Origin of the sequence: Aquimarina sp. AD1, from assembly GCF_003443695.1 — a bacterium.
Classification (GTDB): domain Bacteria; phylum Bacteroidota; class Bacteroidia; order Flavobacteriales; family Flavobacteriaceae; genus Aquimarina; species Aquimarina latercula.
This window is the reverse complement of record NZ_CP031966.1, coordinates 1,605,389-1,631,381: the sequence shown is the minus strand read 5'-3', so window position 1 is coordinate 1,631,381 and position 25,993 is coordinate 1,605,389. Positions and strand designations below refer to the sequence as shown.

22 protein-coding genes are annotated in these 25,993 nt (G+C 31.7%); 14 read left to right on the top strand and 8 right to left on the bottom strand.

Annotation, left to right across the window (positions count from 1 at the left end; all coding sequences use genetic code 11):
* Position 1: 1 nt before the first annotated feature.
* The 7 genes from D1815_RS07415 to D1815_RS07380 all read left to right on the top strand — a co-directional run bounded on the left by D1815_RS07415 (position 2) and on the right by D1815_RS07380 (position 6,323).
* Positions 2-1,303: a phenylacetate--CoA ligase family protein gene (locus tag D1815_RS07415; RefSeq protein WP_118386497.1), complete on the top strand. Its 1,302-nt coding sequence runs from the start codon at positions 2-4 to the stop codon at positions 1,301-1,303.
* Positions 1,304-1,413: 110 nt separating this feature from the next.
* A complete protein-coding gene (locus D1815_RS07410; RefSeq protein WP_118386496.1) occupies positions 1,414-2,154 on the top strand; it encodes a hypothetical protein in 741 nt (246 codons plus the stop codon).
* A 332-nt stretch (positions 2,155-2,486) separates the two neighbouring features.
* Positions 2,487-2,924: a hypothetical protein gene (locus tag D1815_RS07405; RefSeq protein ID WP_118386495.1), complete on the top strand. Its 438-nt coding sequence runs from the start codon at positions 2,487-2,489 to the stop codon at positions 2,922-2,924.
* A gap of 603 nt (positions 2,925-3,527) precedes the next feature.
* Entirely contained in the window at positions 3,528-4,334 is an 807-nt protein-coding gene (locus tag D1815_RS07395) for a sensor histidine kinase (protein WP_118386493.1), read from the top strand.
* A complete protein-coding gene (locus tag D1815_RS07390; RefSeq protein WP_027392730.1) occupies positions 4,331-4,999 on the top strand; it encodes a response regulator in 669 nt (222 codons plus the stop codon). The genes D1815_RS07395 and D1815_RS07390 overlap by 4 nt, the downstream gene beginning before the upstream one ends.
* A 443-nt stretch (positions 5,000-5,442) precedes the next feature.
* Entirely contained in the window at positions 5,443-5,772 is a 330-nt protein-coding gene (locus D1815_RS07385) for a YtxH domain-containing protein (protein WP_118386492.1), read from the top strand.
* A 77-nt stretch (positions 5,773-5,849) separates the two neighbouring features.
* Positions 5,850-6,323 carry a hypothetical protein gene (locus tag D1815_RS07380; RefSeq protein WP_118386491.1) on the top strand — a complete coding sequence of 158 codons (474 nt, stop codon included), beginning with the start codon at positions 5,850-5,852 and terminating at the stop codon, positions 6,321-6,323.
* Between the two features lie 71 nt (positions 6,324-6,394).
* Here the strand turns inward: D1815_RS07380 and D1815_RS07375 are convergent, their stop codons facing one another.
* Genes D1815_RS07375 through D1815_RS07360 form a run of 4 tightly spaced genes read right to left on the bottom strand, consistent with a single transcriptional unit; the run spans position 6,395 to position 9,896 of the window.
* Positions 6,395-7,576, bottom strand: coding sequence for a class I SAM-dependent methyltransferase (locus D1815_RS07375; RefSeq protein WP_118386490.1), 1,182 nt, complete (start codon positions 7,574-7,576; stop codon positions 6,395-6,397).
* Positions 7,577-7,579: 3 nt separating this feature from the next.
* Positions 7,580-8,668, bottom strand: a complete 1,089-nt coding sequence (locus D1815_RS07370) for an AI-2E family transporter (RefSeq protein WP_108803142.1) — start codon at positions 8,666-8,668, stop codon at positions 7,580-7,582.
* A gap of 54 nt (positions 8,669-8,722) precedes the next feature.
* Positions 8,723-9,244, bottom strand: coding sequence for a TrmH family RNA methyltransferase (locus D1815_RS07365; RefSeq protein ID WP_118386489.1), 522 nt, complete (start codon positions 9,242-9,244; stop codon positions 8,723-8,725).
* 4 nt (positions 9,245-9,248) lie between these two features.
* The gene (locus D1815_RS07360; RefSeq protein ID WP_118386488.1) at positions 9,249-9,896 is read right to left on the bottom strand and encodes a DUF4159 domain-containing protein; all 648 of its coding nucleotides are present in this window, start codon (positions 9,894-9,896) and stop codon (positions 9,249-9,251) included.
* Positions 9,897-9,939: 43 nt separating this feature from the next.
* Between D1815_RS07360 and D1815_RS07355 the strand changes: the two genes are divergently transcribed.
* The 5 genes from D1815_RS07355 (at position 9,940) to D1815_RS07335 (ending at position 15,184) form a co-directional block, all read left to right on the top strand.
* Positions 9,940-10,659 carry a thioredoxin family protein gene (locus tag D1815_RS07355; protein ID WP_027392723.1) on the top strand — a complete coding sequence of 240 codons (720 nt, stop codon included), beginning with the start codon at positions 9,940-9,942 and terminating at the stop codon, positions 10,657-10,659.
* Between the two features lie 104 nt (positions 10,660-10,763).
* Complete coding sequence (locus D1815_RS07350) at positions 10,764-11,993, top strand: DUF1028 domain-containing protein (RefSeq protein ID WP_118386487.1); 1,230 nt, start codon at positions 10,764-10,766, stop codon at positions 11,991-11,993.
* A 158-nt stretch (positions 11,994-12,151) separates the two neighbouring features.
* Entirely contained in the window at positions 12,152-13,993 is a 1,842-nt protein-coding gene (locus tag D1815_RS07345; RefSeq protein WP_118386486.1) for a DUF885 family protein, read from the top strand.
* A gap of 49 nt (positions 13,994-14,042) precedes the next feature.
* The gene (locus tag D1815_RS07340) at positions 14,043-14,420 is read left to right on the top strand and encodes a nuclear transport factor 2 family protein (protein WP_027392721.1); all 378 of its coding nucleotides are present in this window, start codon (positions 14,043-14,045) and stop codon (positions 14,418-14,420) included.
* Between the two features lie 26 nt (positions 14,421-14,446).
* Positions 14,447-15,184: an N-acetyltransferase gene (locus D1815_RS07335; RefSeq protein WP_118386485.1), complete on the top strand. Its 738-nt coding sequence runs from the start codon at positions 14,447-14,449 to the stop codon at positions 15,182-15,184.
* A gap of 90 nt (positions 15,185-15,274) precedes the next feature.
* Here D1815_RS07335 and D1815_RS07330 read toward each other — a convergent pair whose 3' ends face one another.
* The 4 genes from D1815_RS07330 to tsaD all read right to left on the bottom strand — a co-directional run bounded on the left by D1815_RS07330 (position 15,275) and on the right by tsaD (position 20,466).
* Positions 15,275-17,386, bottom strand: coding sequence for a T9SS type A sorting domain-containing protein (locus tag D1815_RS07330; RefSeq protein WP_158594439.1), 2,112 nt, complete (start codon positions 17,384-17,386; stop codon positions 15,275-15,277).
* Between the two features lie 157 nt (positions 17,387-17,543).
* Positions 17,544-18,686, bottom strand: coding sequence for an esterase-like activity of phytase family protein (locus D1815_RS07325; RefSeq protein ID WP_118386483.1), 1,143 nt, complete (start codon positions 18,684-18,686; stop codon positions 17,544-17,546).
* A 42-nt stretch (positions 18,687-18,728) separates the two neighbouring features.
* A complete protein-coding gene (locus tag D1815_RS07320) occupies positions 18,729-19,433 on the bottom strand; it encodes a 16S rRNA (uracil(1498)-N(3))-methyltransferase (protein ID WP_118389914.1) in 705 nt (234 codons plus the stop codon).
* Positions 19,434-19,443: 10 nt separating this feature from the next.
* Positions 19,444-20,466 (bottom strand): tRNA (adenosine(37)-N6)-threonylcarbamoyltransferase complex transferase subunit TsaD, encoded by a 1,023-nt coding sequence (tsaD, locus tag D1815_RS07315; RefSeq protein ID WP_118386482.1) that lies wholly within the window; start codon positions 20,464-20,466, stop codon positions 19,444-19,446.
* Positions 20,467-20,547: 81 nt separating this feature from the next.
* Here tsaD and D1815_RS07310 point away from each other — a divergent pair, with 81 nt between their 5' ends.
* Positions 20,548-24,975 carry a translocation/assembly module TamB domain-containing protein gene (locus D1815_RS07310; protein ID WP_240337547.1) on the top strand — a complete coding sequence of 1,476 codons (4,428 nt, stop codon included), beginning with the start codon at positions 20,548-20,550 and terminating at the stop codon, positions 24,973-24,975.
* A 24-nt stretch (positions 24,976-24,999) separates the two neighbouring features.
* Positions 25,000-25,986 carry a 6-phosphofructokinase gene (pfkA, locus tag D1815_RS07305; protein ID WP_118386481.1) on the top strand — a complete coding sequence of 329 codons (987 nt, stop codon included), beginning with the start codon at positions 25,000-25,002 and terminating at the stop codon, positions 25,984-25,986.
* The last annotated feature ends 7 nt before the right edge of the window (positions 25,987-25,993 follow it).

Sequence of the window (25,993 nt, the reverse complement as noted above, 5' to 3'; positions counted from 1 at the left end):
AATGACTCAACATATAGAACAATCTACACCAGCGGAAATATCGAATCTTCAGAATGAAAAACTTCTAGAGTTAATCGATTTTGTTATTCAATATTCTCCGTATTATAAAAGATTGTTTGCTAATCTAGGTATTTCTAAAGAAGATATCCAAACCGTTGATGATCTTAAAAAACTTCCTATTACTACTAAGGACGATTTACAGGCGTATAACGATGATTTTTTATGTGTTCCTAAATCAGAAATTGTAGATTATGTAACTACTTCTGGAACCTTAGGGAAGCCGGTTACGTTTGCACTAACGGAGAAAGATCTACAAAGATTAGCGTATAATGAAGCAACTTCTTTCGAAACAGCAGGAGTAACCAAAACAGATGTGGTGCAGTTGACTACTACTTTGGACAGAAGATTTATGGCGGGTCTTGCATACTTTTTGGGAACCAGAAAGTTAGGAGCAGCAATGGTTCGTGTAGGATCAGGAATTCCAGAATTACAATGGGATTCTATAGAGCGTTTTCAGTCTACTTATTTAGTGGTAGTGCCTTCTTTTTTACTAAAGTTAATTTCCTATGCGGAAGCCCACGGGATTGATTATCAAAATTCTTCGGTTAAAGCTGCGATTTGTATCGGAGAACCTTTAAGAGATCAGGATTTTAATTTAAATACTTTAGGCAGTAAGATTAAAGAGAAGTGGGACATAGATTTATATTCTACTTATGCATCTACAGAAATGAGTACTGCATTTACAGAATGTGCAGAACATAGAGGGGGACATCATCGCCCAGAGCTTATTATCGCAGAGATTTTAGATGAAGATGGTAATGCAGTAGAAAAAGGTGAAGTAGGAGAGTTAGCGATTACTACCTTAGGTATTGAAGCGATGCCTTTATTACGATATACTACTGGTGATATGGTACAAGCACATCATGAGCCTTGTAACTGTGGTAGAACAACCATGCGTTTAAGTCCAGTTTTGGGTAGAAAGAAGCATATGATTAAGTATAAAGGGACTACTTTATATCCGCAAAGTGTGATCGAGGTACTCACAAGTTTTGAAGGATTGGGTATGTATATAATTGAAGTAGTTATTGGCGACTTAGGAACCGATAAATTATTGATTCATATTTCAGATTCTCTAAGTGCTTTACGACAAAAAGAGTTAAAAGAACATTTACGAGCAAACCTTAGAGTAGTACCAGATTTGGTATTGAATTCTAAAGAAGCATTAAAAGCTAAAAAATTCCCAGAGATGAGTCGTAAACCAATTTCTTTTATAGATTCTAGAGAAACTACTCATAGTTCTTGAAAGTGATTGTTATTCTTTTTTTTGTTATTTTGAAATTTCCCCATTAAGATAAGTGGATTTGTGATTTTTTTTATAGCTTTAAATAATACTAATTTTAAAACCTGTTTATAATGAAAATTAAACACTTCACTCAAATCTTAATTGCTTTAGGGTTTTTATTGTCCACTTCTTGCCAACAAGAAGAAACAGTTTCAGAAAACGAAAATCAATCTTTTACAGAAGATCTCTTCGCTAAGAACTGGCAAGAAGCAGATCTTTCAAGCATTTTTACCGGAAAAGAAATGAATTATCCAATTTCTATTACTCAATTAGAAAACGTCCTTGATCATAAAGATGTCTATCAAATACGGTTCGTACCAGGTGTAATAGACGAAGAACTACTTGTTAAAATAATAAGTATTGATGTAAGCGGTAATGTTCTTGCAGAGGAATTGGTGGAACAGAATAAAGATTTACAAATTAGCAATCAATTAAATGGTATTAGTACTATCGGATTTAATAGAGAGTTAATATCCGATCCTACCGTTGCGAAACATATTTTACGGTTTGATGAAGCTGCTGAATATATGAATTCTTGGGGTCAAAAGTCAAATCAAGACATAAATGAAGTAACTTCTTTTGGTGGAATGCGTGTACGTCATTTCTCTATAGAACCTAATGTAGTTTCTCATATGATTGATCAGAGAGCAGAGTTTATAAATCTTTCTTGGGGACTTAATAAGAATAATAAACTAACAACGGTTTTTTTACCTGTTACAAATAGTAAAATACAATTAACAACTAAGAATGGAAATAGTGGATCAGCGTATGATTTTACAAACCCTTGCCCGCCAGAATGTGATCCTAATTAAAATTACATAATAATATATTTAAGACCTAACATTTTTTTTAGATTTTGTTGGGTCTTTTTTTATTTATGGTTGATTCAGAGTTTTTGATAATGAGTAGTTATTTGTTTGATTTTCAGTAAGAAGAAGGGTTTTGTTATATGAAGTAAATAATTTTTTCATATTTACTTCACGATTTAAGTTGTATTTATTATAAATTTAGGGACATTTAATTTAAATCTATTTTATTAGAATTATCTACTAAAAGATTTTTGTTAGATGTTTATTTACATACCCACACTCCATATTTTGTAAGCTTATTTTAATCATATTACTAATTTAAATCGAAAACAAAAATGATTCCAGACAAAAAACACAATCCCGACAAAGCGAATACAGTTAAATCAGATGTAGCTGCAGAATGGACAGCCGCATGGAGAAAACAATGCCCTGATAATTGTAAAGCTTTTTTGATACCTGCTGTTGATTTAATCGAAGTTTTAAATGAAATGGGTATTCTGGGTAATAAAGCTGCAGCAAAGGCTCAGAAAAAAGCTTCTAAAAATAAATTAGATGTACGAGCATATATGGCTATTGGATCAGAGGATGGAGGCCCTGTAGAAGAAAGGTTATTAATAGTTGGTACTCAAGAAATCGATGGAGTATATAGAGATATTATTAATGGAAAGATAGATGGGAAATCAGCAGGTTTAAGCGATGGCCCTAGTAGTGGTATTTATGATGTTACTTCTCCCTGTCCGCCAGTGTGTGATAATAATAGTCCTTTAATATAATTTATTAATGTATTTTTTAAAAGGCCTAATTTATGTTGGGAATATATTTTTAATCATAAATGCTATATTATATATAAGAGCCTTACATAATAGTAAGGCTTTTAAAGTTTTTACATTTTTTTTAGTCACTATTAGCATAATTCAAACTAGTATGACTTTGATAAGCCGTGTCCTGCACGAGAATAATTTATATTTAAATAATGTTTTTTTAGTATTACAATTTCTAATTTTATCTATTTTTTACAGTACCTTATTAAAGCGTAGATTTGTAATTTCTATTTTAATTTTAGTTTTATCGTTTTTGAGTTATCAGTATTTGAGCGATTTAAACTTGTTTTTTGTGTATAATCCAATTGGAATTAGTTTGACTCAGGCAATTCTGATGATATATTCTTTATTATATTTATACGATTCTTTAAAAGACAAAAAGCCTCAATTTTTATTAATTAACATAGGGATATTTTTGTATTTAATCTGTAGTACTTTAATCTTCGCTTCTGGAAATTTAATTTTTAATATTAATATACCTCAAAAAACTTATCTTTTACTCTTAAAATTAAATGCTTTTTTGTTTATTATCTTCCAAATCCTAATCTTTATAGAATGGAGAAAGAATTACTACAAGAAGATTCCCAAATCATAGTGGTTATTTTAATAGCTATTATGGTATTACTGTTAATGGCAGTATCATTAGTACTTTTCTTTTTCTTTTCCCGTAAAAAAATAGTTGCAGCAGAGCTAGAAAAAGCGAATATGGCGATTTCTTATCAAAGAGATTTGATACACGGTACCATAGAAACCCAAGAAGAAGAGCGTAAACGTATTGCGCAGGATTTGCATGACGCTATTAGTGCCAAACTAAATGTGGTTAGTCTTAGTACCAATGTCTTAATAGATGGCAAATTAAATAAAGAAGAACAGGAACAAACATTACAACATATATTATCAGTTACTACAAAAACTCTAGAAAGTTCAAGAAGATTAGCACATAATTTATTACCTCCAATTTTAGAAAATTTTGGATTGCAAGCTGCAATAGAAGAGCTTTGTGATGAATTTATTAGCAGCAAAAAATTAAAAGTAAATTACACTGTTGTATACCATGATTTTTTTTCTAAAAACAATGAATTGCATATTTTCAGGATTATTCAGGAGTTATTAAATAATTCAGTTCGACACGGTGAGGCGGCTAATGTAGTTTTAAATATTAATGAAGACGATAAAGAACTAATTATAGAATACTCTGATGATGGGAAAGGATTTGACATACAATCCATAAATATAAACAAGGGAATTGGACTTAAGAATATAGAAAGTAGAGTAGAAATACTCAATGGGATACTTTCTTACCAGAGTGAAGTCGGTAATGGAGCAACGTTTACTATTAGCACTAAAAAACCTAAGAAATGAAGAAAGACATTATAAAATTGGCTATTGCTGATGACGAAACATTATTTAGACAAGGGATTACTTTTATTCTGGATAAAGAGAATAATATAGAAATTTGCATACAAGCAGAAAATGGAAATGATTTAGTAAAACAATTAAATCTTTCCAAAGAATTACCAGAGGTCATTTTGATGGATTTAAAAATGCCCGATCTTAATGGAGTAGAAACAACTAAAATTGTTAAAAAGAAATTCCCAGAAATTAAGATCATCGCGCTAACAAGTTATTATAGCAAGCCATTTATCATTAACATGATACAACAGGGAGCTGTTGCTTACCTTGCCAAAAATGCAACACCTACAGAAGTTATAAATACTATAAATCAAGTGGCTATTAAAGGATTCTATTATGATGATAATGTAATGAGCATTTTAGAAGAAGCTTCTTTAAAATCAAAAAAGAAAACCAGAGATAGTGAGTATTTGACCAGCAGAGAAAGGGAAGTTCTAAAGTTGATATGTGAGCAGAAAACAACTACAGAAATTGCAGAACAATTGTTTATTAGCCCACGAACGGTAGAAGGACATCGTAATAATTTATTAGTAAAAACAGGATCTAAGAATATTGCTGGTTTGGTAATTCATGCAATAGAGAATCAAATATTTGTGAGAAATCAACAAATCTAAAAATGTTTTTTTGATATCAATTTTATAAAAACAATCGAAAATATTGCCAAATTAAATAACATTTAAATTTTATTTTAACATATTTTTTTGTTAATAAGACCTGTTAAAGGTTAAAACCCGTTAAAGCACTTGACAAAATCGCTACAGGGCATATATTAAAAGTGTTGATTAATTAATCAGCATACAAGGATAGAAAGTAGTGAACTTTTATTCTTTAGAATTTGAAATCTTAAAAAGTTATTGAATATTTTGCGTGTAGCAATATATTCCAGTTACTAACAGAATACGTTAGTTACTTTCTTAGTAAGTTCTATTACAGATTAACTTTTTTCAGACAACATTTTAAAATACTTTAATATGGGCTATTTATTATAGTGATATATGATTTAGTATGAATTTTTCAAATTCGTTTAAAACTAATTTTTAACGTTTAAAACTTATTTATGTCAAGTAACAACAACACCATTATCGGATTAGCAACAGGAGTAGCACTAGGAGCAGTGACCGCACTTTTATTTGCACCCGATACTGGTAAAAATACAAGAAAGAGAATCAAAGTAAAAGTAAAAGATACGAAAGATGATTTAGCGGAACGTGCTAATAAAATTTCTGAAGAAATAGCATCAAAATTTAATTCGCAAAAAACTGAATTTTCAAAAGAAATCGACGGGCTAGTAGGTGATATGAGTTTAAAAGCAGACGATGTAATTCTAACGCTCGAAAAGAAATTAGAAACATTGAGAAAAAGAAATGAAAAGATTAATGCTAACTAACGGCTTATTTAATGTCGTTTATATCTAAATAAAAAGAAAGAAAAGAGTTAGTAATTAATAATTTCAAAAACAGAAACATGAAAATTTTAAATAAAATACCATTTTTATTATTATTCACCTTTGCAATCACAACTGCGCAAGAACACAATATGGAGATTACCAAAGAAACTACCGTAAAGACATACGAGTATGAAAAAGGTGATATGACGATTCCTTATGAGGTAACTATATGGAATAAAGAGTTAGATCCAATTAAATTAGCTAAAGAAGATCAATATAAGTTAAATCAAGAACGTGTAGACGCTCAAGAAAGAATTACAAAGGTTATTAACATAGATGATCAATACGACAATTCATTTGATAATAGAATTCAGATATCATATTTAAAAGAGGCAGATAAAGATTTTAAGATAATGCCATTAAATGATGGATTCGTAATTATGGTGAGAGGAGAAGAATTAAAGTATTCTTTAGAAAATAAAAGTTACAAGATTAAAAAAACATCAGATGAAAATTTCTTTATGATAGAAAAATTATCTGATTCTAAATAGGATTAGCCTATATGTTTGTAATATAGATTAAAAAACCCAAGTCAGCATTTAAGTTAGTATTAAATGTTGACTTAGGTTTTTCTACATTTTAAAACTATTTTTTCTTCATTACAATTCGTTGTGAAAAATAGATAGATGTCTCCACCATCTTTAATTTTAAATTTTTTACGAATTTCGGAAACAGTTTCTGGAAAGTTACGTGTAGTAATATTAGCTTTTGTAATTTTTTCCTTCTTCAGTATTTTTTTTTGATAGGGGAACACAGAAAGTATTTCAAAACTCCTTCCAGGAAAATTAATAAGATTATCAGAAGTATATAAATGCGAATGTTGATGGAGTTTTTCTAGGTCAAAACTTTTTGAAACATTATAAAACCCTCCTGATTTCATAATGGCAGCATTAGGCTCATACACGTACTTTTTTGGATTAGAAAATTTAGGTAAAGTATTATTTCCTTCTTTTAATGAAAAATCGAATATCTGATTTTCATTCTTATTGATTTGTATAGTTTTAATTAGGGTATCAGTTTCGATATTTTTCTCTAATACCCAAAGCAACTCTTTTACTTCATTGTTTACCGCAATAACATGAATTTCCTTTACAAATTGTAATGATTTTAATCCAGAATGAATATCGAGTAGAGGAGATGTTTTGATTAGTATGCGATCACTTTTAGAAAATAATAGGTCTAAATTAGATGGAACATCTGGTAAACAATCTTCTAAGAAAAATACTTTTCCTTTGCTGTCATGTCTTCTAGATGGATCAATGTAAATCCAATCTACAAACTCTAGTTTTTTTAAAATTTCTAACCCATCACCAGAGTGAGTTTCTATATTGTGAGCATTCAGAGCTCTAAAGTTGTGAGCTGCTATTTCGCTTAAATCTGTATTTAATTCACAATGAATAACTTGCTTTACCTTTTTAGAAAAATAATAGTCATCGATTCCAAAACCTCCAGTAAGATCTATTAAGCTATTGCCGGTAACTAAATTGCTTTTATAAAGTGCCGTGACTTCTGATGAAGTTTGTTCTAAATTAAGGGTAGGAGGATAATAGATATCCTTTGTTTTATACCATAGTGGTAACTTGTCTTTTGTCTTTTGTCTACCATTAATCTGCTGGGCTAATTCTTGTACGCTTATAGTATCATAAGGACTACCGGATAATATAAACTTAGTCAGATCTATTGGTTCGTTGGATTTTTTATAGATAAAATCCTGTACTTCCTTATGTAATACGTTGTTATTCAATCGTTACAATTCTTTAGTTAATTGCTTAACAATTTTATACTCTGATAAAAATTCTTTTGCAATTACCTTAATAGCTGTATAAAAAGGCACAGCTACAATTAAACCTCCAATTCCAAATAATGCACCAAAAATAAGTATAGCAAGGAAAATCTCTAAAGGATGTGATTTTACACTGTTCCCGAAAATCAAAGGCTGATTTAAGAAATTATCAATTAGCTGTATTACGATATATCCTATTAAAATATAGGTTAATTTAGGAAGAATAACAGATTGAAAATCGTACCCCAAATTACTTGTCGCGGCCAAGATTAATACCAAAGCTCCACCAAATAATGGGCCTACGTAAGGTATTAAGTTGAAAATAGCCGCAATTAAAGCAACGGCAATGGCATTGTGAACCCCAAAAATCAATAATAAAATAGTATATAAAACGAATAGTATAAATATCTGTAGTAGCAAGCCAACGAAGTATCTAGATAATAAATCTTTGATTTTATTAAACGCACGCATAAACCTAGTTTCATCTTCTTTTTTGGCAAAAACCATCAAACTTTTTTCCAATAACTTACTGTCTTTTAATAGAAAAAAAGAAATAAATAAGACAGAAAACAACCCGATTAATAAGGCTCCGAAACCACTTAAAAAGGTATTGATAGCATCAGGAATCGCTTTTAAGTCAAAGAACTCCATTAAATCAGTTTGCTTAATTAATTCTATAAAGTTCAGTTTTTCTACATTAAAATAATCGCTGATCTCCTGGTTTAAACGATCTAGGTCATCTCCAACTTCATTTATATCAATTTCTCCGATCAATTGTCCTTGTTCTGTAATGATAGGCACAAACAAGAGAAATAAACTAAGAAAGAGACCAATGGTGATAAAAAGTGTAAATATTACGGCAAGTGAGTTATTGAATTTTAATCGTCTTTTTAGGAATAACACAAGCGGTCTTCCCATTAAAGAAATTACCGCAGCAAAAGTAACATAGAGAAGAATAGATTGTATTTTATATAAAAACCAAAGTAAAATGACTACTCCGACAACGATTCCTAGGGCTCTTAAAATCCCATATGCGATTGTTTTTGAATTCATAATTATATTTTTAAACAAACTTTAGTTAATTGATAAACATATGATCATTTATAACTATTGATCATCAATCATCAATTGTTTTGTAATTTCATACAGTGCAATACCGGTAGCTGTAGCAACGTTCATACTGCTGTTGGTACCATACATATTGATATGTATACTTTTCATCAATTTTGTTAGTACATCTTTAGAAATTCCTGATTTCTCTTCGCCAATAACAAGTGCAATTTTATCATTCACAGAAAATAATTTTGTCGAAACCGGTACACTGTTTTCTGTAATTTCTAAACCAACAACTTTGTATCCTTCTAATTTTAAGTTGTCTATGAGCGGTAGAATATGCTCGTGATGTTGGTAAGGAATTGTTTTGTACGTTGATCTTGCAGTTCGTTCCATTCTTTTACTAACAATAGTTATGTTTTGGCCACAGAAGTAAATTTGTTCCACACCAAAACTATCTGCAATTCTAAAAATACTGCCGATATTAGCAGGAGAATTTACGCTATCGCAGATCAAAGTAATTGGGAATTGTTTTTTGATAAAAACTGTGGTTTCGTGAGTTAGTTGCGTTGGCATTTAATTAATTTTCAAAAGCATATTTGATAATATTAGCACCCATTTTTAGTGCTTTCTGACGAACTTCTTCGGAGTCATTGTGAATTTCTGGATTTTCCCAACCATCTCCAAGATCACTTTCAAAGGTAAATAATAATACAAGTCTACCTTCATAGGTAATTCCCAATGCTTGAGGCCTTTCTCCATCGTGTTCGTGTATTTTAGGGAGTCCTTGTGGAAATTTATATTTAGCAGAAAATATCGGATGTGATACTGGTAATTCTACTAATTCTTGATCGGGAAAAACTTTGATAAGTTCTTTCCTTATGTAAGGCTCCATTCCATAATTATCATCAATATGCAAAAAACCACCACTCAATAGATAATTTCGTAAATTTTCTGCATCTTGTTCTGTAAAGAAAACATTTCCATGACCAGTCATATGTATATATGGATATTGGTAAATATCAACACTTTCTGGTTTTACCGTTTTAGGTTTGGCACTCATTGCGGTTTGAATATTCTGATTACAAAAACTAATCAAATTCGGTAATGCGGTAGGATTACTATACCAGTCACCACCTCCATTGTATTGTAATACTGCAATATCCTGTGCTAAAACAACTCCAGAGAATGCCACTAGAAAAAGAAAACTTGTAAGTTTTTTGGTCATCATCGTCTAAATAATAGAATCTAAAAGTACTAAAATAAACAAGATGAAGAGAAACCTTTTGATACTATTAACGCTCATAATTACTACAGTGGTTCAGGCACAGAGTGATAACAACTCAATTGTGGTTATGGAACTGTTTACTTCTCAAGGATGCAGCAGTTGTCCTCCTGCAGATGAATTATTAGATATGATTAATGAAAAATACGAGAATGATAATGTATTTGTTCTTTCTTATCATGTGGATTATTGGAATCGATTAGGATGGAAAGATCCTTTTAGTACAGAAGCGTTTAGTGATTATCAAAGGGATTATGCACAACAGTTTAATAGTAGATCTATATATACTCCTCAATTAGTTGTTAATGGTAGTGAACATTTCACTGGATCTAATAGCTCCAAGGCGTTGGCTGCAATACGTAATTATTCTAAATCAAAAACAACTAATGTAATTAAGTTTACTAATGTAGAACGAGATACTAATACGCTAAAAATTGATTATGGAGTCCAAGGTGATTCATTTGATCAGGTAACATTTGCATTGGTTGTGTCCGAGAGAACCACTGAGATTGGTAGAGGAGAGAATCGAAATAGAAGTTTGAAAAACACAAATATAGTTGCTAGTCGTTTGGTGAAACAGGATATCTCTGGATCTGTTACATTGTCGATTCCGGATTGGATAGCAGATAAAGATGAGTTATCGGTTATAGCATATACTCAGGATAATAAATTGGCGACTACTGGTGCAGCTAGGATAAATATTTAATAATTTACGAGCATAATATTTAAAAGCTATAACAATGAATGTTATAGCTTTTACTGTATACTGTAACAAAGTTGTTTCGTAAACGTCTGTTTTAAAACAGCCAAATGAAAACACGAGATGCCTCATTGTTAGCTTTTATAGTGTCATTAGCTATATCCGGATACAGTCAAAATTTACCAAGTCTATTAACTGATAAGAATATCAATGCTACTTTTTCTATTCTAGCTTATGACAAGAAAGCTAAAGAATATGGAATTGCTGTTGCAACCAATAATATATATGTTGGAAACTCTACGGTTTATATTGACCCAGCGATTGGAGCTTTTTCAGTTATTGCGGAAACTGAACCTCTGTACGCCATAGAAGGTTTTAAAAACTTAAAAGCTGGTAAATCAATAAAACAAGCCATTCTAGAGGTTAAAGAAAACGATAAAGGGTCGCACTATAGACAAGTATCTGGTATGGATGTAGAAGGAAATGTGTATGCTTTTACAGGAGAATCCTTAAAGTATTGGAATGGAGAAGCATCAGAGGTGTTAGGTGAGAATTTTGTAGTTATAGGTAATCAATTAGATAGAGAAGTACTTTCGCAAATGTCTAAAGTATTTAAAAATACCGAAGGAACATTGGCAGAACGACTTTTACAAAGCTTAATTGCTGGACAAAATGCTGGTGGACAAATTTCTGGAAAACAATCTGCTGCAATTGTTGTAAAGGGAGTTGATAATGCGTGGTATAACCAAATTGATTTGCGAGTAGATAATTCTAAAAAACCTATTAAAGAATTACAAATATTAATGAAGTATCATTATGGACGAATTAGGCTTAATCAGGCATTATATGCACATAGAGAAGGAAATATAAAAAGAGCTAAACAAAAATTATTAGAAGCAGAATCAATGCTTGACGGATGGGATGGTATTTATACTCGAATAGCAAAAACTAATTTTATTTTAGGCGATGAAGACAAAGCGATCAAATGGATCAAAAAGGGGCTGTCAGAAAATCCAAAATGGTCAGTAAATATTCCTGTATTTTACTTTCTACGTAATAATCCAGAAATGAAATCAATTATTAAACCAGATTCATTTAATATAAATGATTGGGAGAATGCGATACAGATGCTTAGTAGTTTAGGGAGAGAACTAGAAGTTATTACCTTGGCTCAGGAACTGTTGGATAAAAAAATAGAATCCTCATATTTAAACTTTTTGTTAGGAAGAAGTTATTTCTATGAGAAAGAAGAGGATAGAGCAATTGAGTTTTTAGAAAAGGCGTTAATCCTAGATGAAGAAAATATCGAAGCAAGAATTTTACTTAGTAAAATCAAGTAAAATTTTATAAATTAATTACCATTACCAATCACTCGCGGAAAAGGATGTATAGTAAATATTGAATGTTTGTATTAACAGGTAATTTCTTACTCTAACATTTACTACCTTAGCATTAATAATAGAATATCAATCAATCAAATTCACATAAATCACTCATCATGTCAAAGAAACGCACTTGGAAATTTTGGACTTCTAGAACCTTATTAATCATTTTAGTTTTAGGGGTACTCTGGTTAGTTAATCTTATCTGGTTTAAACCATTTAGCATTAATCATTTTTATGACAAAGTATTTGTAGAATTAGCTTTAGAGAGCCCTGAATTAACAACTTCGATGGGAATTCCCGTAATCTATGACTGGTCAAAAGATGAGTTAGACGATATCTCTGATAAAAAACAGTGGGAATCTTTTAATAAAATGAAAAAAGATTATGAAACTTTACAGAGTTATAATTTTGAGAATCAATCCGACGCAAACAAACTAAATACCAAGATATTAGGTTTTTATTTGGAAAGTTTAATGGAAGGGGAACAGTTTTTCTATCATGACTATCCAGTAAATCAAATGGGAGGAATACAAAGTTCTTTGCCAAGTCTAATGGAAAACTCTCATAAACTTAGGGATAAGAGCGATGCAGAAGCTTACATTACTCGTTTAACTAAATTTGAAACTAAGTTTGATCAGTTAATTGAAAATCTCAAAATAAGGGAAGATAAGGGAATTATACCTCCTAAATTCGTAATGGATCGTGTTATCGATGAAATGAATGGTTTTGTAGGAGCAAATTCGAATGAAAACTCTGCAGTAAAATCAAATATTCTTTACACTAATTTTCAAACTAAAATAGATGAGTTAGAAGATTTATCTGATGAAGAAAAAGATGATTTAAAGAAACAAGTTGAAGATAAAGTACAAACTAGTGTTTTTGGAGCATATAAAAAATTAATAGAATATTTTAAACAATTAAAAAATAAAGCTACTACAGATGATGGGGTTTGGAAACTACCAAATGGAGAAGCTTTTTATAGATATCAGTTAAAGCAAAGAACCACCACAGATTTAGATCCAGAAGAGGTACATAAAATTGGATTGTCAGAGGTCGCTAGAATAAAAGATGAAATGCATCAAATCCTTTCTGCAGAAGGATATGTAGATTCTACAAAAACATTAGGAGCGATTATTCAAGAATTAAATAAGGAAGAGCGTTTTCTTTTTCCAAATAATGATGAAGGAAGAAAAATGGTAATAGATGAGTATGATCGCATATTATCTGAGATCAGTGCAGGTTTAGATGATGCTTTTGATGTGAGACCAAAAGCAGGTTTAGAGGTTAAGAGAGTTCCAGAATTTAAGGAAGAAGGATCAGCAGGAGCTTATTATACAAGACCAGCTATGGATGGCTCACGTGGAGGTGTTTTTTATGCAAACCTTAGAAATGTCCATGAATCTGTTAAGTTCGGAATGAAAACGTTAGCCTATCATGAAGGGGTGCCTGGACATCATTTTCAGATCGCTATTCAATCAGAGTTAGAAGGAGTTCCAATTTTTAGGACTATTGGTCTTTTTACATCATATATTGAAGGTTGGGCATTATACTCAGAACAATTAGCTTGGGAGTTAGGTTTTTATGAAAATGATCCTTTTGGAAATTTAGGTAGATTACAAGCAGAAATGTTTAGAGCCGTTCGTTTGGTAGTAGATACTGGTATTCATCATAAAAAATGGACTAGAGAACAAGCTATTGATTACATGGTACAAAACACAGGAATGACTACTACAGAGGTAACAACAGAAATAGAACGTTACATTGTTTGGCCAGGACAAGCTTGTGCATATAAAATAGGAATGCTTAAAATTCTTGAGCTAAGAGAAAAAGCTAAACAACAATTAGGAGACAAATTTGATTTAAGAGATTTTCATAATGCAGTTTTAAAAAATGGAGCAGTTCCTTTAGATGTTTTAGAAGAGATAATAGATAGCTATATAAAGGATGCTAAATAAAAGAAATCGTAATTGATTTTGTTTAAAAAAACAAGTATAATTATAGAGTATGAATCTAGAGGAAAATAAAAAAAATGCTATTGCTTTTTATAAAATGGCTTATGAAGGTAAACCTAAAGAAGCCGTGGAGAAATATCTTGGTAATGAATATATTCAGCATAATCCTGATGTGGCAGATGGAACAGAGGGGTTTATATCTTATTTTGAAAGAATGCAACAAGAATATCCTAATAAATCCATAGAGTTTGTAAGATGCATTGCTGAAGGAGATCTAGTATCGCTTCATACACACCAAACTTGGCCGGGAAATGATGAATATGTAACGATGGACTTTTTTCGTTTTGACAAAAATGGAAAAATATGTGAACATTGGGACTCAATACAGCAAATTCCAAAAAAGTCAGCGAATCCAAATACAATGTATTAAGAATTTTCAATAACAATAGAATTAATTTGATAACATACCTTAAGTATTCTGATTTAGATAGCTCTCTAATAAAACAGTATAAATCTGCTATCACCGAAGCCTTTCCAGAAATTATTTTAAGATCTAGGGTTACAGAAGAATATTGGAGTAGGCTGGAAAATTATTTTCCTCACACTCAGGTTTTCATGGTTGATTCTAATAATGATCTTTTGGGTTTTATGAATGCAATCCCCATATTTTGGGACCAAATGTTGGAAGATTTACCTCAGGAAGGATGGGATTGGCTTCTTAGAAAAGGGATTTCAGATTTTGAGGATAATGTACTACCCAATATTTTAGGAGGTCTGCAGATTATTGTAACAAAAAAATACCAAGGTCAAGGATATAGTAAGTTATTAATATCTAAAGGAAAAGAAATTAGAAAGAGTCTTGGGTTAGATAAACTCATAATTCCGATACGACCAATTTTAAAGCATAATCATCCACAATTATTGATGAAAGATTATATCGACTTAAAGAAGAACAATAAAGTCTATGATCCTTGGATAAGAACTCATTTAGAAAGTGGAGCAACTCTTATTAAGGTTTGTGAAAACTCTATGAATGTTAGAGGTAATATAAGTTTCTGGGAAGAATTATTAGGTGAAAAAATTACTGAATCAGGTAGTTATAAAATAGATGGAGCTCTAAATTTGGTAACGGTAGATCTAGAAGAGAACTATGGAGAATATAGAGAGGAAAATATATGGATATATTATGATTAGTATTGGTTTTATTAAATAAAGTTTAAAAATATATAGGGCATTATCTATTCGGATAATGCCCTATATATTATATCAGTTATATGTATTATACTATTCTATCACAAGCTTTTTAGTAACTGAACCACTGGTTTGATCCAATCTAATTAGATAAATGCCAGCATTGAGATTAGATACGTTAAGAAGATTGTTATTTAAAGTTTCAGAAATAACTTGCTTACCTAACATATCAAATACGCTAACAGTAATAGCTGAATTTGATGTAGTTGTTATATTAATAAAACCTGTATTTGTTGGATTAGGAAACATATTAAAGTTTTCTAATTTTTCATCAAAATCATCAACAGATAAAGTACTAGCATTATCATTAACATCACCTGGCGTACCGAGGTCACCACTACCAAAAGCTGTAACCGCCTCTGCCCAGTTAGCTCCATCATCATTAGCAATACTATTTAGGTCATTGATTGATAATTCCATACTAGCTCCTGTAGGATCAGGGAAGGTAGCTCCATTATCCCATATTACCTGATCAATAACCGTAGAACCACATTCTATAATAATACCATCCGTACTATTTCCTAAAAATACATCACGTGCTTCATAAGCATAATCTAATACAATGCTACCGTTAGGGTCTCCAATAACTATATATCCATTTGCCGGTATGACTAACGAATTTGCTATTACATGAAAATCATTAACGCCATCATCATCTTTGATAGTCCAACTAGCAATATCTATTGGACTTGAAGTAGTATTGTATAATTCAAAATATTCTCCATTAGGATCATCCCCATCAGAAACAGGGTTTTGCATAATTTCAGTAATGATGATATCGCCAACATTTGCGCAAACCGGTGTTTGATATACAATTCCAGTTAAAGAAATAGTTTGGTCTGTAGTGCCAGTAGTAGATACGGTAATATCTCCAGTAAATGAATTAGGAGCTAAACCTGTTATCAATCTTACAAAAACTTCCGTATTGTTAATAGTTCCCATAGTAGGAGTAATACTAACAGAAGAACCAAAGCCAGTTCCTGTAGTAAGAGATACTTCAAAATTGGCAGGAGCGGTTATTGTTATATCTCCAGTAAGAAATAAACCTTCTACATTAAAGCTATCTTCTGTAGAAGGACCCTCACCTTCAAAATACGAAAAGTCTCCGATAAAACCTGATATAGTAAATTGAGGATCGTCGGGTGATACTGTACCGCTTAACATTACTGTTTGGTCAGTAGCACCTGCTGAAGAAGCTGTAGCGTCTCCCATATAAGAGTTAGATACCAAGTTAGCAGCTAAACGAACATAAATTGTAGTTGTAGAAACAGTTCCTGTTGTGGGCGTTAATGTAGCAGAAGATCCAAATCCTGTACCTGTAGTTGTAGAAATTTCAAAGTTCATCGGAGCTGTTACGGTAATGTCAGAAGTTAGATTAGTTCCTGAAACTGTAAATGTGTCTTCAGAAGAAGGACCATTGTTTTCAAAATAATCAAGACCTGATATAGCTCCGCTTATAGAAATTGTTGGAGTACCTGTAGCTGATTCGACAAAGTTATTAGTGTTTATTGGTAATATCAATTCCCCATCCGATGATTCGGTTGTCCAATTCGCTGGGTTAGCTATTAAAGGAATGTAGTTGGCAAATGAAGTTTCAGAATTTCTAGATCCACTATATTGACCTCCATCAGGGCTTCCTGAAGTAGCAATTGTAATGAATGTAGATCCATCAGTTAATCCAGAACCTGTTAAATCCCCAACACTATTTGCATACTGAATACCTGCTAAAAATGTAGTAGGAGTGTTTTCGTCAGTACCAAGGTACGCTAATAAAGAATCTCCACCACCTGCGAGATTTATGGTTCCACTTCCTACTTGAGTAAGAGTTCCTAAAGAAGCTCCATAAGAAGCATTCCCATCACTATCAGTGTCAGTAAAAACAACAATAGTACCAGCAGCTATTACAGAGTTAGGGGTGTCCCATTGGATGTTTCCTTCATTAGAATCAACAAACGCTGCCATTCCATCAAGTTCATCATCTGAAAAATAAATAGTAGTGTTTGCAGCTATATCGGCCAACGCAACAATTGCAAAATCGTCATCTCCATCTGCATTATAAGCGACAAATGCTATATCCCCTGTAGATTGCGCAAAAGAGCTTATTGATAATGAAATAGTAAAAAATAAAAAATAAAGTTTTTTCATAATAGTAATTATAATTGAGTGAAAATAGTTTAGCAATATACAAAGAAATGGGTATCGTAAAACCATCATTTGGAACAAACTATGTATTCTTAATTATAACTTAACACTACTATTGAATAGTGATAGTTAAAAGTAAAAACATCTTAAGTTTATGTTATCAAGGAATTATTTTAAAAAGAATTACTTGATTTAGTTGTGGTAAGAAGGCATTAAAATTGTTGTCAGAAATAACAATCAGAGATTTACTTCCATCTGAAAACAGAGGACCAAAAGCTATTCCTTCTATATTGTCGACAGTATTATTAGTCAGTTCACTACGAATACTATTAAATTCAAATAAAAGTGTTTTAGTCGCTTTTGTTACTGTTTCTGATAAAAGAGGACCAGTATTTAATGTATTGCTCGCGTTGGTAGCGTCAACATTATAAATTTTTACAGTGTTACCTCCATCCAAATATCCTGAAGAAAATGATCTTTCTAGAAAAAGAAATTGATTTTCATCATATTCTAAAATTTCAACCAGTCCGTTAATGCTAAATGTTGTTCCTAAAGCAGGTTCGCGATCAACAGCATCCAGCTCATATACAAACTGTCTTTCTGGTGTGCCATTTGTTTTATTAATTCGAGTAATACGAACTGGAGATTCTGTTTCTGTAGTTGTTGGTTCTGGTCCATCCTCAATTAATGGAAGTTCCATGCCAATCCAATATGCATTGGAATCAAAACTAATACACAATGATTCTAATGTACCATTATGTCTTGGTCCGGATTGATCATTTGTTGTATTGGCATTTAAATTTTCTGGTAGTACGAAACTGCGTAATTGAGTGCCATTAGGTTCTATCTCTAATAGGGCTGGATCAACGTTGTTGCTAATAGAACCTTCACTGGTATAAATGATATTACCTGTGTCAATATCGAATCTAATAGCCTCAGGGTTTATTTCATTTTCTGGAATGGAAGTTCCTATTTCATCCTTAATTTCTATTAGCGAACTGATGGAGGCATTTGAGAAACCTTCTTGGTTAAAGGCAATGTTGGCTATGTAATATCTGATAGGGTTTGATCCGTCACTTATTATGTACCAAGTATCGTTTTTATAATCAATACCAGAAAAGCCTCCTGTAGGAACATGATCAATAGGGTCATTAGTAATTATTATTTCATCGATATATTCTAAACTACTAATTGTATTGAGTGAGGGATCCGGAGAATCAGAACTTGTACTGGAATTGTCATTCGATGAACAACTTGCAAAAAAAACAATAACACAGATGGATATTCTAATTTTTACAATCATAATCTTGGTTATTAGATTTTGTAAAGATATTAATTATTTAAACTACGAATTTAAAAAAGCGACACTATGCGTTGCAACAATAGCAGCGGTTTCTGTTCTTAATCTTGTTTCTCCTAAAGTAACAGGGATAACTCCTTTTTTTAAAGCGCTCTCAATTTCTTTGGTAGAAAAATCTCCTTCGGGACCTATTAATAATGTAGTGGCACTATGTAATTTAAGAATATCCTTTAAAGATTGTTTCTTAGTTTCTTCACAATGTGCAATAAGTAACTGGTCCGAAGTATCTTTTTTTAAAAATTCCTTAAAAGAAATAGCTTTGTTTAATATAGGCAAATACGATTGAAGTGATTGTTTCATAGCACTTTGTAATATACGTTCAAATCGTTCTGGTTTGATTATTTTTCGTTCACTGTGATCACAAATAATTGGAGTAATTTCATCAACGCCAATTTCTGTAGCTTTTTCTAAAAACCATTCGTAGCGATCATTCATTTTAGTAGGAGCAACTGCAAGATGTAATCTATAATCCTTAGACGGTTGATGATGTCTTTCTTCTAATTTAATAATACATTTATTAGGGCTTGAAAATGTAATAACCCCTTTACATAATAGACCTAACCCATTGGTGATTTGTACTAAATCACCTTCTTTTTTTCGTAAAACTTTAGTGATGTGTTTGCTTTCTTCTCTTGAAAATTGAAATTCTTGAGTGGTTTCTGTAATATCCTTATTATAGAATAACTGCATAAGTGAAAAATTAAAACTTAATTCGGGCTTTAGCAACAATACTCATATCAGTAAAATCCTTTTTTAAATATTTTAGATAACCAACAATACCGATCATGGCTGCATTGTCTGTAGTGTATTCAAATTTTGGGACAAAAGTTTTCCATCCGTATTTATGTTCCCCTTCTTTTAATGCTTTTCGTATTCCAGAGTTCGCAGAAACTCCTCCACCAATGGCAATGGCCTTTATTCCTGTTTCCTTAGAAGCTTTCTTTAATTTGTCAATAAGAATATTAATAATTGTATATTGAATTGAAGCGCAAACATCTTCAAGATTCTCTTTTATGAAATCAGGGTTCTCTTTAACTTGTTTTTGAACAAAGTATAATACAGCAGTTTTGAGACCGCTAAAACTAAAGTTTAAACCATCGACTCTAGGTTTTGTAAAAGGAAACGCTTTTGGATTTCCAGACTGCGCTTTTTTATCAATTAAAGGGCCTCCTGGATAAGGAAGTCCTAATATTTTTGCACTTTTATCAAAAGCTTCTCCAACTGCATCATCGATTGTTTCACCAATAATTTTCATATCAAAATGATCAGTAACTTTTACAATCTGTGTGTGCCCTCCACTAATAGTTAAAGCAAGAAATGGGAACTCTGGTTTATCAAAATCCTCTTCATCAATAAAATGTGCTAGTATATGAGCTTGCATATGATTAACATCAATAAGTGGAATTTCTAGCGAAAGTGCTAATGACTTAGCAAAAGAAGTGCCTACCAATAATGATCCCATTAGACCAGGACCTCTGGTAAAAGCAATTGCACTAAGATCGGATTTATTGATGTTCGCCTGTTTTATGGCTTGATCAACAACGGGAACAATATTTTGCTGGTGCGCCCTAGAAGCTAATTCTGGGACAACACCACCATATTGTTCGTGAATTTTTTGTGATGCTACAACATTTGATAGCACGCGACCGTTGCATAATATAGAAGCAGAGGTGTCATCGCAAGAAGACTCAATACCTAGGATGTATACATTTTGTGAGCTCATTATGAGGAAAAGGGCATAGAAATTGTTAATATTGTCAGCAAAGTTAAAACAATAAAACGTATCAAAAAATTTGGGAAAATATTGAAAAGGATATTCCTTATCCTTATTTCGCTATTTGTGCTATTAGTGATACTATTTTCCATTCCTGCAGTTCAAACTTTTTTAGGTAAAAAAATCACTAATTATCTTAATGATGAGTATGATGTAGATATCAATGTGGGTAGAGTAGGTTTGACTTATTCAGGAGATGTAAATTTAAAAGAAGTTTTTGTAAAAGATCATCATAAGGATACATTAATATATGCTAAAAATATCGCCACTTCAATTCTGAATATAAGAGAGATTTCTAAAGGACAACCAGAATTAGGAAGTGTTTCTATTGATGATTTAACCTTTAGAATGAAAATGTATAAAGGTGAGCGTAGCGACAACCTTATGACTTTTATTAGAAAATTTAATACAGGTAAGACTTCCACATCTAATACTAAGTTTTTACTCACTACAGGAAATGTGACTATGGAGAATAGTAAATATAGTTACATTGATGAAAATCTTAGTTCTCCAAGAATAGTTGTGATAAGGGATATTTTATTAGATGCAGAAAGTTTGAAAGTTGACGGAGAGGATTTTTATATAACAACAGATTTATTATCATTTAAAGATCATAGAGGATTAAATGTTTCTAATTTAAAAACGGGTTTTTCTATTACTCCAACAGAAATGCGTTTTCGAGAGTTATTATTGGAAACTATTGATTCTAAAGTAGAGGGAGAGATAGTATTCTCATATGAACGCGGTGGATTGGTTGATTTTGAAAACAGCGTTAATATTACTGCTAATTTTTATAAGGCTACTGTTTCTACTAATGATTTAATACCTTTTTATAAGGAGTTTGGTAATGACGAAGATTTGATTTTAAAAAACACCAAACTAAAAGGTACGCTAAACGATTTCGAAATACTAGATTCAGATATTTCAGGATTAGATCGGTCGATCATTCAAGGAGATATTAGAATTAGAAATGCGGTAACAAATGTTTCTAAGTTTAGATTAGATGGTGATCTAAAGAATTTGACTACGAACTATTATGACTTGGTCAATTTATTGCCTAACATCTTGGGAGAATCATTGCCAAAGCAACTTTATCAATTAGGAAGTGTAAAAGGTGTGGGTCAAACAATAGTAACGATTAAAGATGTTGATGTCGATATGGACTTCTTTTCTCAGTTAGGAAAAATTAATGTTTTTGTTTTATTAGGTGATCTAGATAATGTAAAAAACGCCACTTATAATGGAAATGTAATTTCTAATAATTTTAATGTAGGTCAATTATTGAGTAAGAAAAATCTTGGAAATGCAGCATTTGATATACATGTAGACGGAAGAGGTTTTACGTTAGATAATCTTGATACTAAGCTAGAAGGGGATATTAGGAAATTCGAATTTAACGGGTATACATATACCGATTTAAATGTATTTGGGAACCTAAAAGATCCTGTTTTCGACGGAAAATTAGTTTCCGACGATCCAAATATGAAGTTTAGTTTTAATGGTGTAGCGGATATATCTAAGGAAATTAATAATTATGATTTTACTGCCAATGTGGATCATATAGATTTACATCGCTTGAACTTTTTTACCAGAGATAGTATTTCTGTTTTCAACGGAGATGTAAAAATGAAAATGAAAGGAACGGGTATTAACGATGCTTTTGGTACCATTTCATTTGAGAAGACATTATATAAAAATCAAAATGCTAGTTATTACTTTGATGATTTTGATATTACTTCAAGTTTTGATGATAAGAATGTACGAACAATTACCGTAAATAGTCCTGATATTATAGAAGGTAATGTAAAAGGGATATTTAGATTTGAAAATGTATATGACTTATTTAGAAATTCTATAGGAAGTCTATATGCTAATTTTGAACCTACAGAGATTACGGACAATGAATTTATGGAATTCAATTTTAAAATTTATAATAAAATTGTAGATGTCTTTTTTCCAGAAATTGAATTTGCTCCAAATACCTCGATAAAAGGGAAAGTAGAAAGTAATGATTCCGAATTTAAATTAACATTTAAGTCACCATCTATTAAGGCGTTTGATAATTTAATGAAAGAAGTGGATATTCAGGTAGATAATAAAAACCCATTATTTAACACCTATGTAGCTATCGATAGTATAGATACGAAGTATTATGATGTATCTAAGTTTAGTTTGATTAATGTAACACTTAATGATACATTGTTTATGCGCTCAGAATTTAAAGGAGGTAAAAATAATGTAGATGATTATAACTTAGAATTTTACCATACTATAAATGAAGATAATAATTCGGTTTTAGGATTTAAGAAATCTGATTTTACCTTTAAGGGATATACTTGGTATGCTAATCGAAATAAGAGTAAAAGTAGTAATAAAATAATTTTTGATAATAATTTTCAGAATATAGACATTAGAGCTATTCGGTTAAGTCACGAAGGGGAGGAGATAAATGTTTCTGGAACTGTTACCGGTAAGGATAATAAGGATATTAAAGCTACTTTTAAAGATGTAGATCTTAATAAAATTACGCCTTATATAGAAAATTTAAAGCTATCAGGAGTAGTAGATGGCGATCTTAAGGTGTTTCAAGACAAAGGAGTGTATTTTCCAAGTTCTACTGTAATAATTGATAAGTTAGCAGTAAATGATTCAAAATTAGGGGAACTCCGAATGAATGCTTCTGGAAACGAATCGTTGACCGAGTTTACTGTAAATACGAGGTTGGTAAATGAAGAAAATGTAAAAATACTTTCTGCAATAGGATCAATTGATGTTTCTGGTAAGGATCCGGATATGAATATAGATGTAGATTTAGAGCGATTCAATATGTCTGGGTTTAGTCAATTAGGAGGAATTGTAATATCTGATCTTAGAGGTTTCGTAAGTGGTAGTGCTAAGGTTACTGGGGATTATGTGAATCCATCGATTGATGGTTTACTAAGGCTTAACGAAGCAGGTTTAAAAGTACCGTATTTAAATGTTGATCTTGATTTTGATGATGATTCTAGAATTGTACTCAGTAAGCAACGTTTTAATTTTGATGATGTCTCTATTACAGATACTAAATATAAAACCAAAGGTGTCTTAGGAGGGTATATTGGTCATCAACGTTTTTCTAAATGGGATTTGGGTCTTACGTTAAATGCAAGTGAGCGATTGTTGGTTTTGGATACCGAAGAGGATGAAGAATCTTTGTATTACGGAACTGGTTTTATCAGTGGAGATGCAACCATTGAAGGTCCTACGGATGGTTTGGTCATTAATGTGAATGCAACTACAGAAGAGGGAACGATATTTAAAATACCCTTAAATGAATCCGAATCGATCGGGGATAACTCATATATTCATTTCTTGAGCCCAGAAGAAAAACAAGCACGTTTAGCCGGGAAAGAAATTATATTAGAAGAGATAAAAGGTTTAGAACTTAATTTTGATCTTGATGTTAATAATAATGCATTAGTAGAAGTTGTTGTCGATAAAAAAACAGGAAGTTCTTTAAAGGGGAGAGGAGCCGGAACCTTACTTATAGAAATTAATACAAATGGAAAGTTTAATATGTGGGGGGATTTTGTGGCTTATGAAGGAAGTTATAATTTTAGATATGGAGCTTTAGTTGGTAAAGATTTTACTGTAAGATCTGGAGGTAGTATAAACTGGGATGGTAGCCCAACACGAGCTAAACTTAATCTTAGTGCAGTATATAAAACGGAAGCAAATCCAGCGGTGCTATTAGAGAATGCAACCATTAATCGTAAAATACCAGTAGAGGTAGTAGTAGATCTTAATGGAGAATTAATACAACCTGATCTTAATTTTAATATAGAATTACCTAATTTAAGTTCCGTTGCAAAAAGTGAGTTAGAGTATCAATTAGAAGATCAAGCAACGAAAGAATTACAAGCACTGTCCTTAGTAACACAAGGACAATTTTATAGCGGAAACTTAGATCCAACCTTTATTACAGGGAATTTGGTAGAACGTGCAGCTGGATTGGTAAATGGTATCTTTTCTGGTGATGATGATAAATTTACAGTCGGTGTAAATTATGTTCAAGGAAATAGAAATGTCGATCAAGAAGCTGCTGATCAATTTGGAGTAACAGTTTCTACTCAGATTAATAATAGAATCTTAATTAATGGACGAGTGGGAGTTCCAATAGGAGGCGTAAGTGAATCCGTAGTAACTGGAGATGTGGAGGTAGAATACCTTTTTAATGAGGATGGAACTTTAAAAGGAAAGATATTTAATCGACAAAATGAAATTCAGTACATAGGAGAATCCCAAGGCTATAAGCAAGGATTGGGACTTTCTTATTCAGTAGATTTTAATAATTTTGGAGAACTTTGGGATAAAGTATTTAAGTCTAAAAAAGTAAAGGATTCTTTGTCTCAAAAAACAAAAGATACTATTGATATAGAGAAACCAGAATTTATTAATTTTACAGATAAGAACAAGTAATCGGATCTAATTTATACACAATAAATGGCTAAACAAATTAAAACTATTGGGGTAATGACATCAGGAGGAGATTCTCCTGGAATGAATGCTGCTATTAGGGCAGTAGCACGTGCTTGCTCTTATTATAATGTAAAATGTATTGGTTTTTATAGGGGCTATCAAGGAATGATAGAAAATGATTATTGTGAAATGAATGCCCGTAGCGTTCGTAATATTATTAGTGCGGGAGGTACCATTCTTAAGTCCGCTCGCTCTGCAGAATTTAAAACTCCTGAAGGAAGAAAAAAAGCCGCAGAAAACCTTAAAAAGGCTGAGGTGGATGCGATGATATTGATTGGAGGAGATGGAACTTTTAAAGGAGGAAAGATCTTTAGTGAAGAACATGATATACCTGTTATCGGAGTTCCAGGAACTATAGACAATGATATTGCAGGAACTAACTTTACAATAGGATATGATACGGCTTTAAATACGGTAGTTGATGCGATAGATAAAATTAGAGATACAGCAAGTTCGCATGATCGATTATTTTTTATTGAAGTAATGGGGCGGGATGCAGGTTTTATAGCATTAAATAGTGGAGTAGGAGCTGGAGCAGAAGAAATCTTAATCCCTGAAGAAAATTTAGGATTAGATAGAATGCTAGAATCATTAAAAAGAAGTAAAAGATCCGGAAAATCTTCAAGTATAGTCGTAGTCTGTGAAGGTGATAAAATTGGAAAAAATGTGTATGAACTTGCGGATTATGTAACGGAAAACATGCCAGATTATGATGTAAGAGTTACGGTTTTAGGTCATATGCAACGTGGAGGATCTCCTTCTTGTTTTGATAGAACACTGGCAAGTAGGCTTTGTGTTAAAGCAGTTGAACTGCTGTTAGACGGAGAACAAAATGTGATGGTTGGATTACTTAATAATAAGATTGTAGCTACCGATTTTGATAATGGTTTAAAAGAAGATCATAGTATCAATAAAGAACTCCTTCGTATTTCGGATATCCTTTCAGTATAATTACAAT

Bases quoted from the DNA above. Each gene is read 5' to 3' on its own strand.
- D1815_RS07415 (WP_118386497.1), top strand. From the start codon at position 2: ATGACTCAACATATAGAACAATCTACACCAGCGGAAATATCGAATCTT.
- D1815_RS07410 (WP_118386496.1), top strand. From the start codon at position 1,414: ATGAAAATTAAACACTTCACTCAAATCTTAATTGCTTTAGGGTTTTTA.
- D1815_RS07405 (WP_118386495.1), top strand. From the start codon at position 2,487: ATGATTCCAGACAAAAAACACAATCCCGACAAAGCGAATACAGTTAAA.
- D1815_RS07395 (WP_118386493.1), top strand. From the start codon at position 3,528: ATGGAGAAAGAATTACTACAAGAAGATTCCCAAATCATAGTGGTTATT.
- D1815_RS07390 (WP_027392730.1), top strand. From the start codon at position 4,331: ATGAAGAAAGACATTATAAAATTGGCTATTGCTGATGACGAAACATTA.
- D1815_RS07385 (WP_118386492.1), top strand. From the start codon at position 5,443: ATGTCAAGTAACAACAACACCATTATCGGATTAGCAACAGGAGTAGCA.
- D1815_RS07380 (WP_118386491.1), top strand. From the start codon at position 5,850: ATGAAAATTTTAAATAAAATACCATTTTTATTATTATTCACCTTTGCA.
- D1815_RS07370 (WP_108803142.1), bottom strand. From the start codon at position 8,668: ATGAATTCAAAAACAATCGCATATGGGATTTTAAGAGCCCTAGGAATC.
- D1815_RS07365 (WP_118386489.1), bottom strand. From the start codon at position 9,244: ATGCCAACGCAACTAACTCACGAAACCACAGTTTTTATCAAAAAACAA.
- D1815_RS07360 (WP_118386488.1), bottom strand. From the start codon at position 9,896: ATGACCAAAAAACTTACAAGTTTTCTTTTTCTAGTGGCATTCTCTGGA.
- D1815_RS07355 (WP_027392723.1), top strand. From the start codon at position 9,940: ATGAAGAGAAACCTTTTGATACTATTAACGCTCATAATTACTACAGTG.
- D1815_RS07350 (WP_118386487.1), top strand. From the start codon at position 10,764: ATGAAAACACGAGATGCCTCATTGTTAGCTTTTATAGTGTCATTAGCT.
- D1815_RS07345 (WP_118386486.1), top strand. From the start codon at position 12,152: ATGTCAAAGAAACGCACTTGGAAATTTTGGACTTCTAGAACCTTATTA.
- D1815_RS07340 (WP_027392721.1), top strand. From the start codon at position 14,043: ATGAATCTAGAGGAAAATAAAAAAAATGCTATTGCTTTTTATAAAATG.
- D1815_RS07330 (WP_158594439.1), bottom strand. From the start codon at position 17,386: ATGAAAAAACTTTATTTTTTATTTTTTACTATTTCATTATCAATAAGC.
- D1815_RS07325 (WP_118386483.1), bottom strand. From the start codon at position 18,686: ATGATTGTAAAAATTAGAATATCCATCTGTGTTATTGTTTTTTTTGCA.
- D1815_RS07320 (WP_118389914.1), bottom strand. From the start codon at position 19,433: ATGCAGTTATTCTATAATAAGGATATTACAGAAACCACTCAAGAATTT.
- tsaD (WP_118386482.1), bottom strand. From the start codon at position 20,466: ATGAGCTCACAAAATGTATACATCCTAGGTATTGAGTCTTCTTGCGAT.
- pfkA (WP_118386481.1), top strand. From the start codon at position 25,000: ATGGCTAAACAAATTAAAACTATTGGGGTAATGACATCAGGAGGAGAT.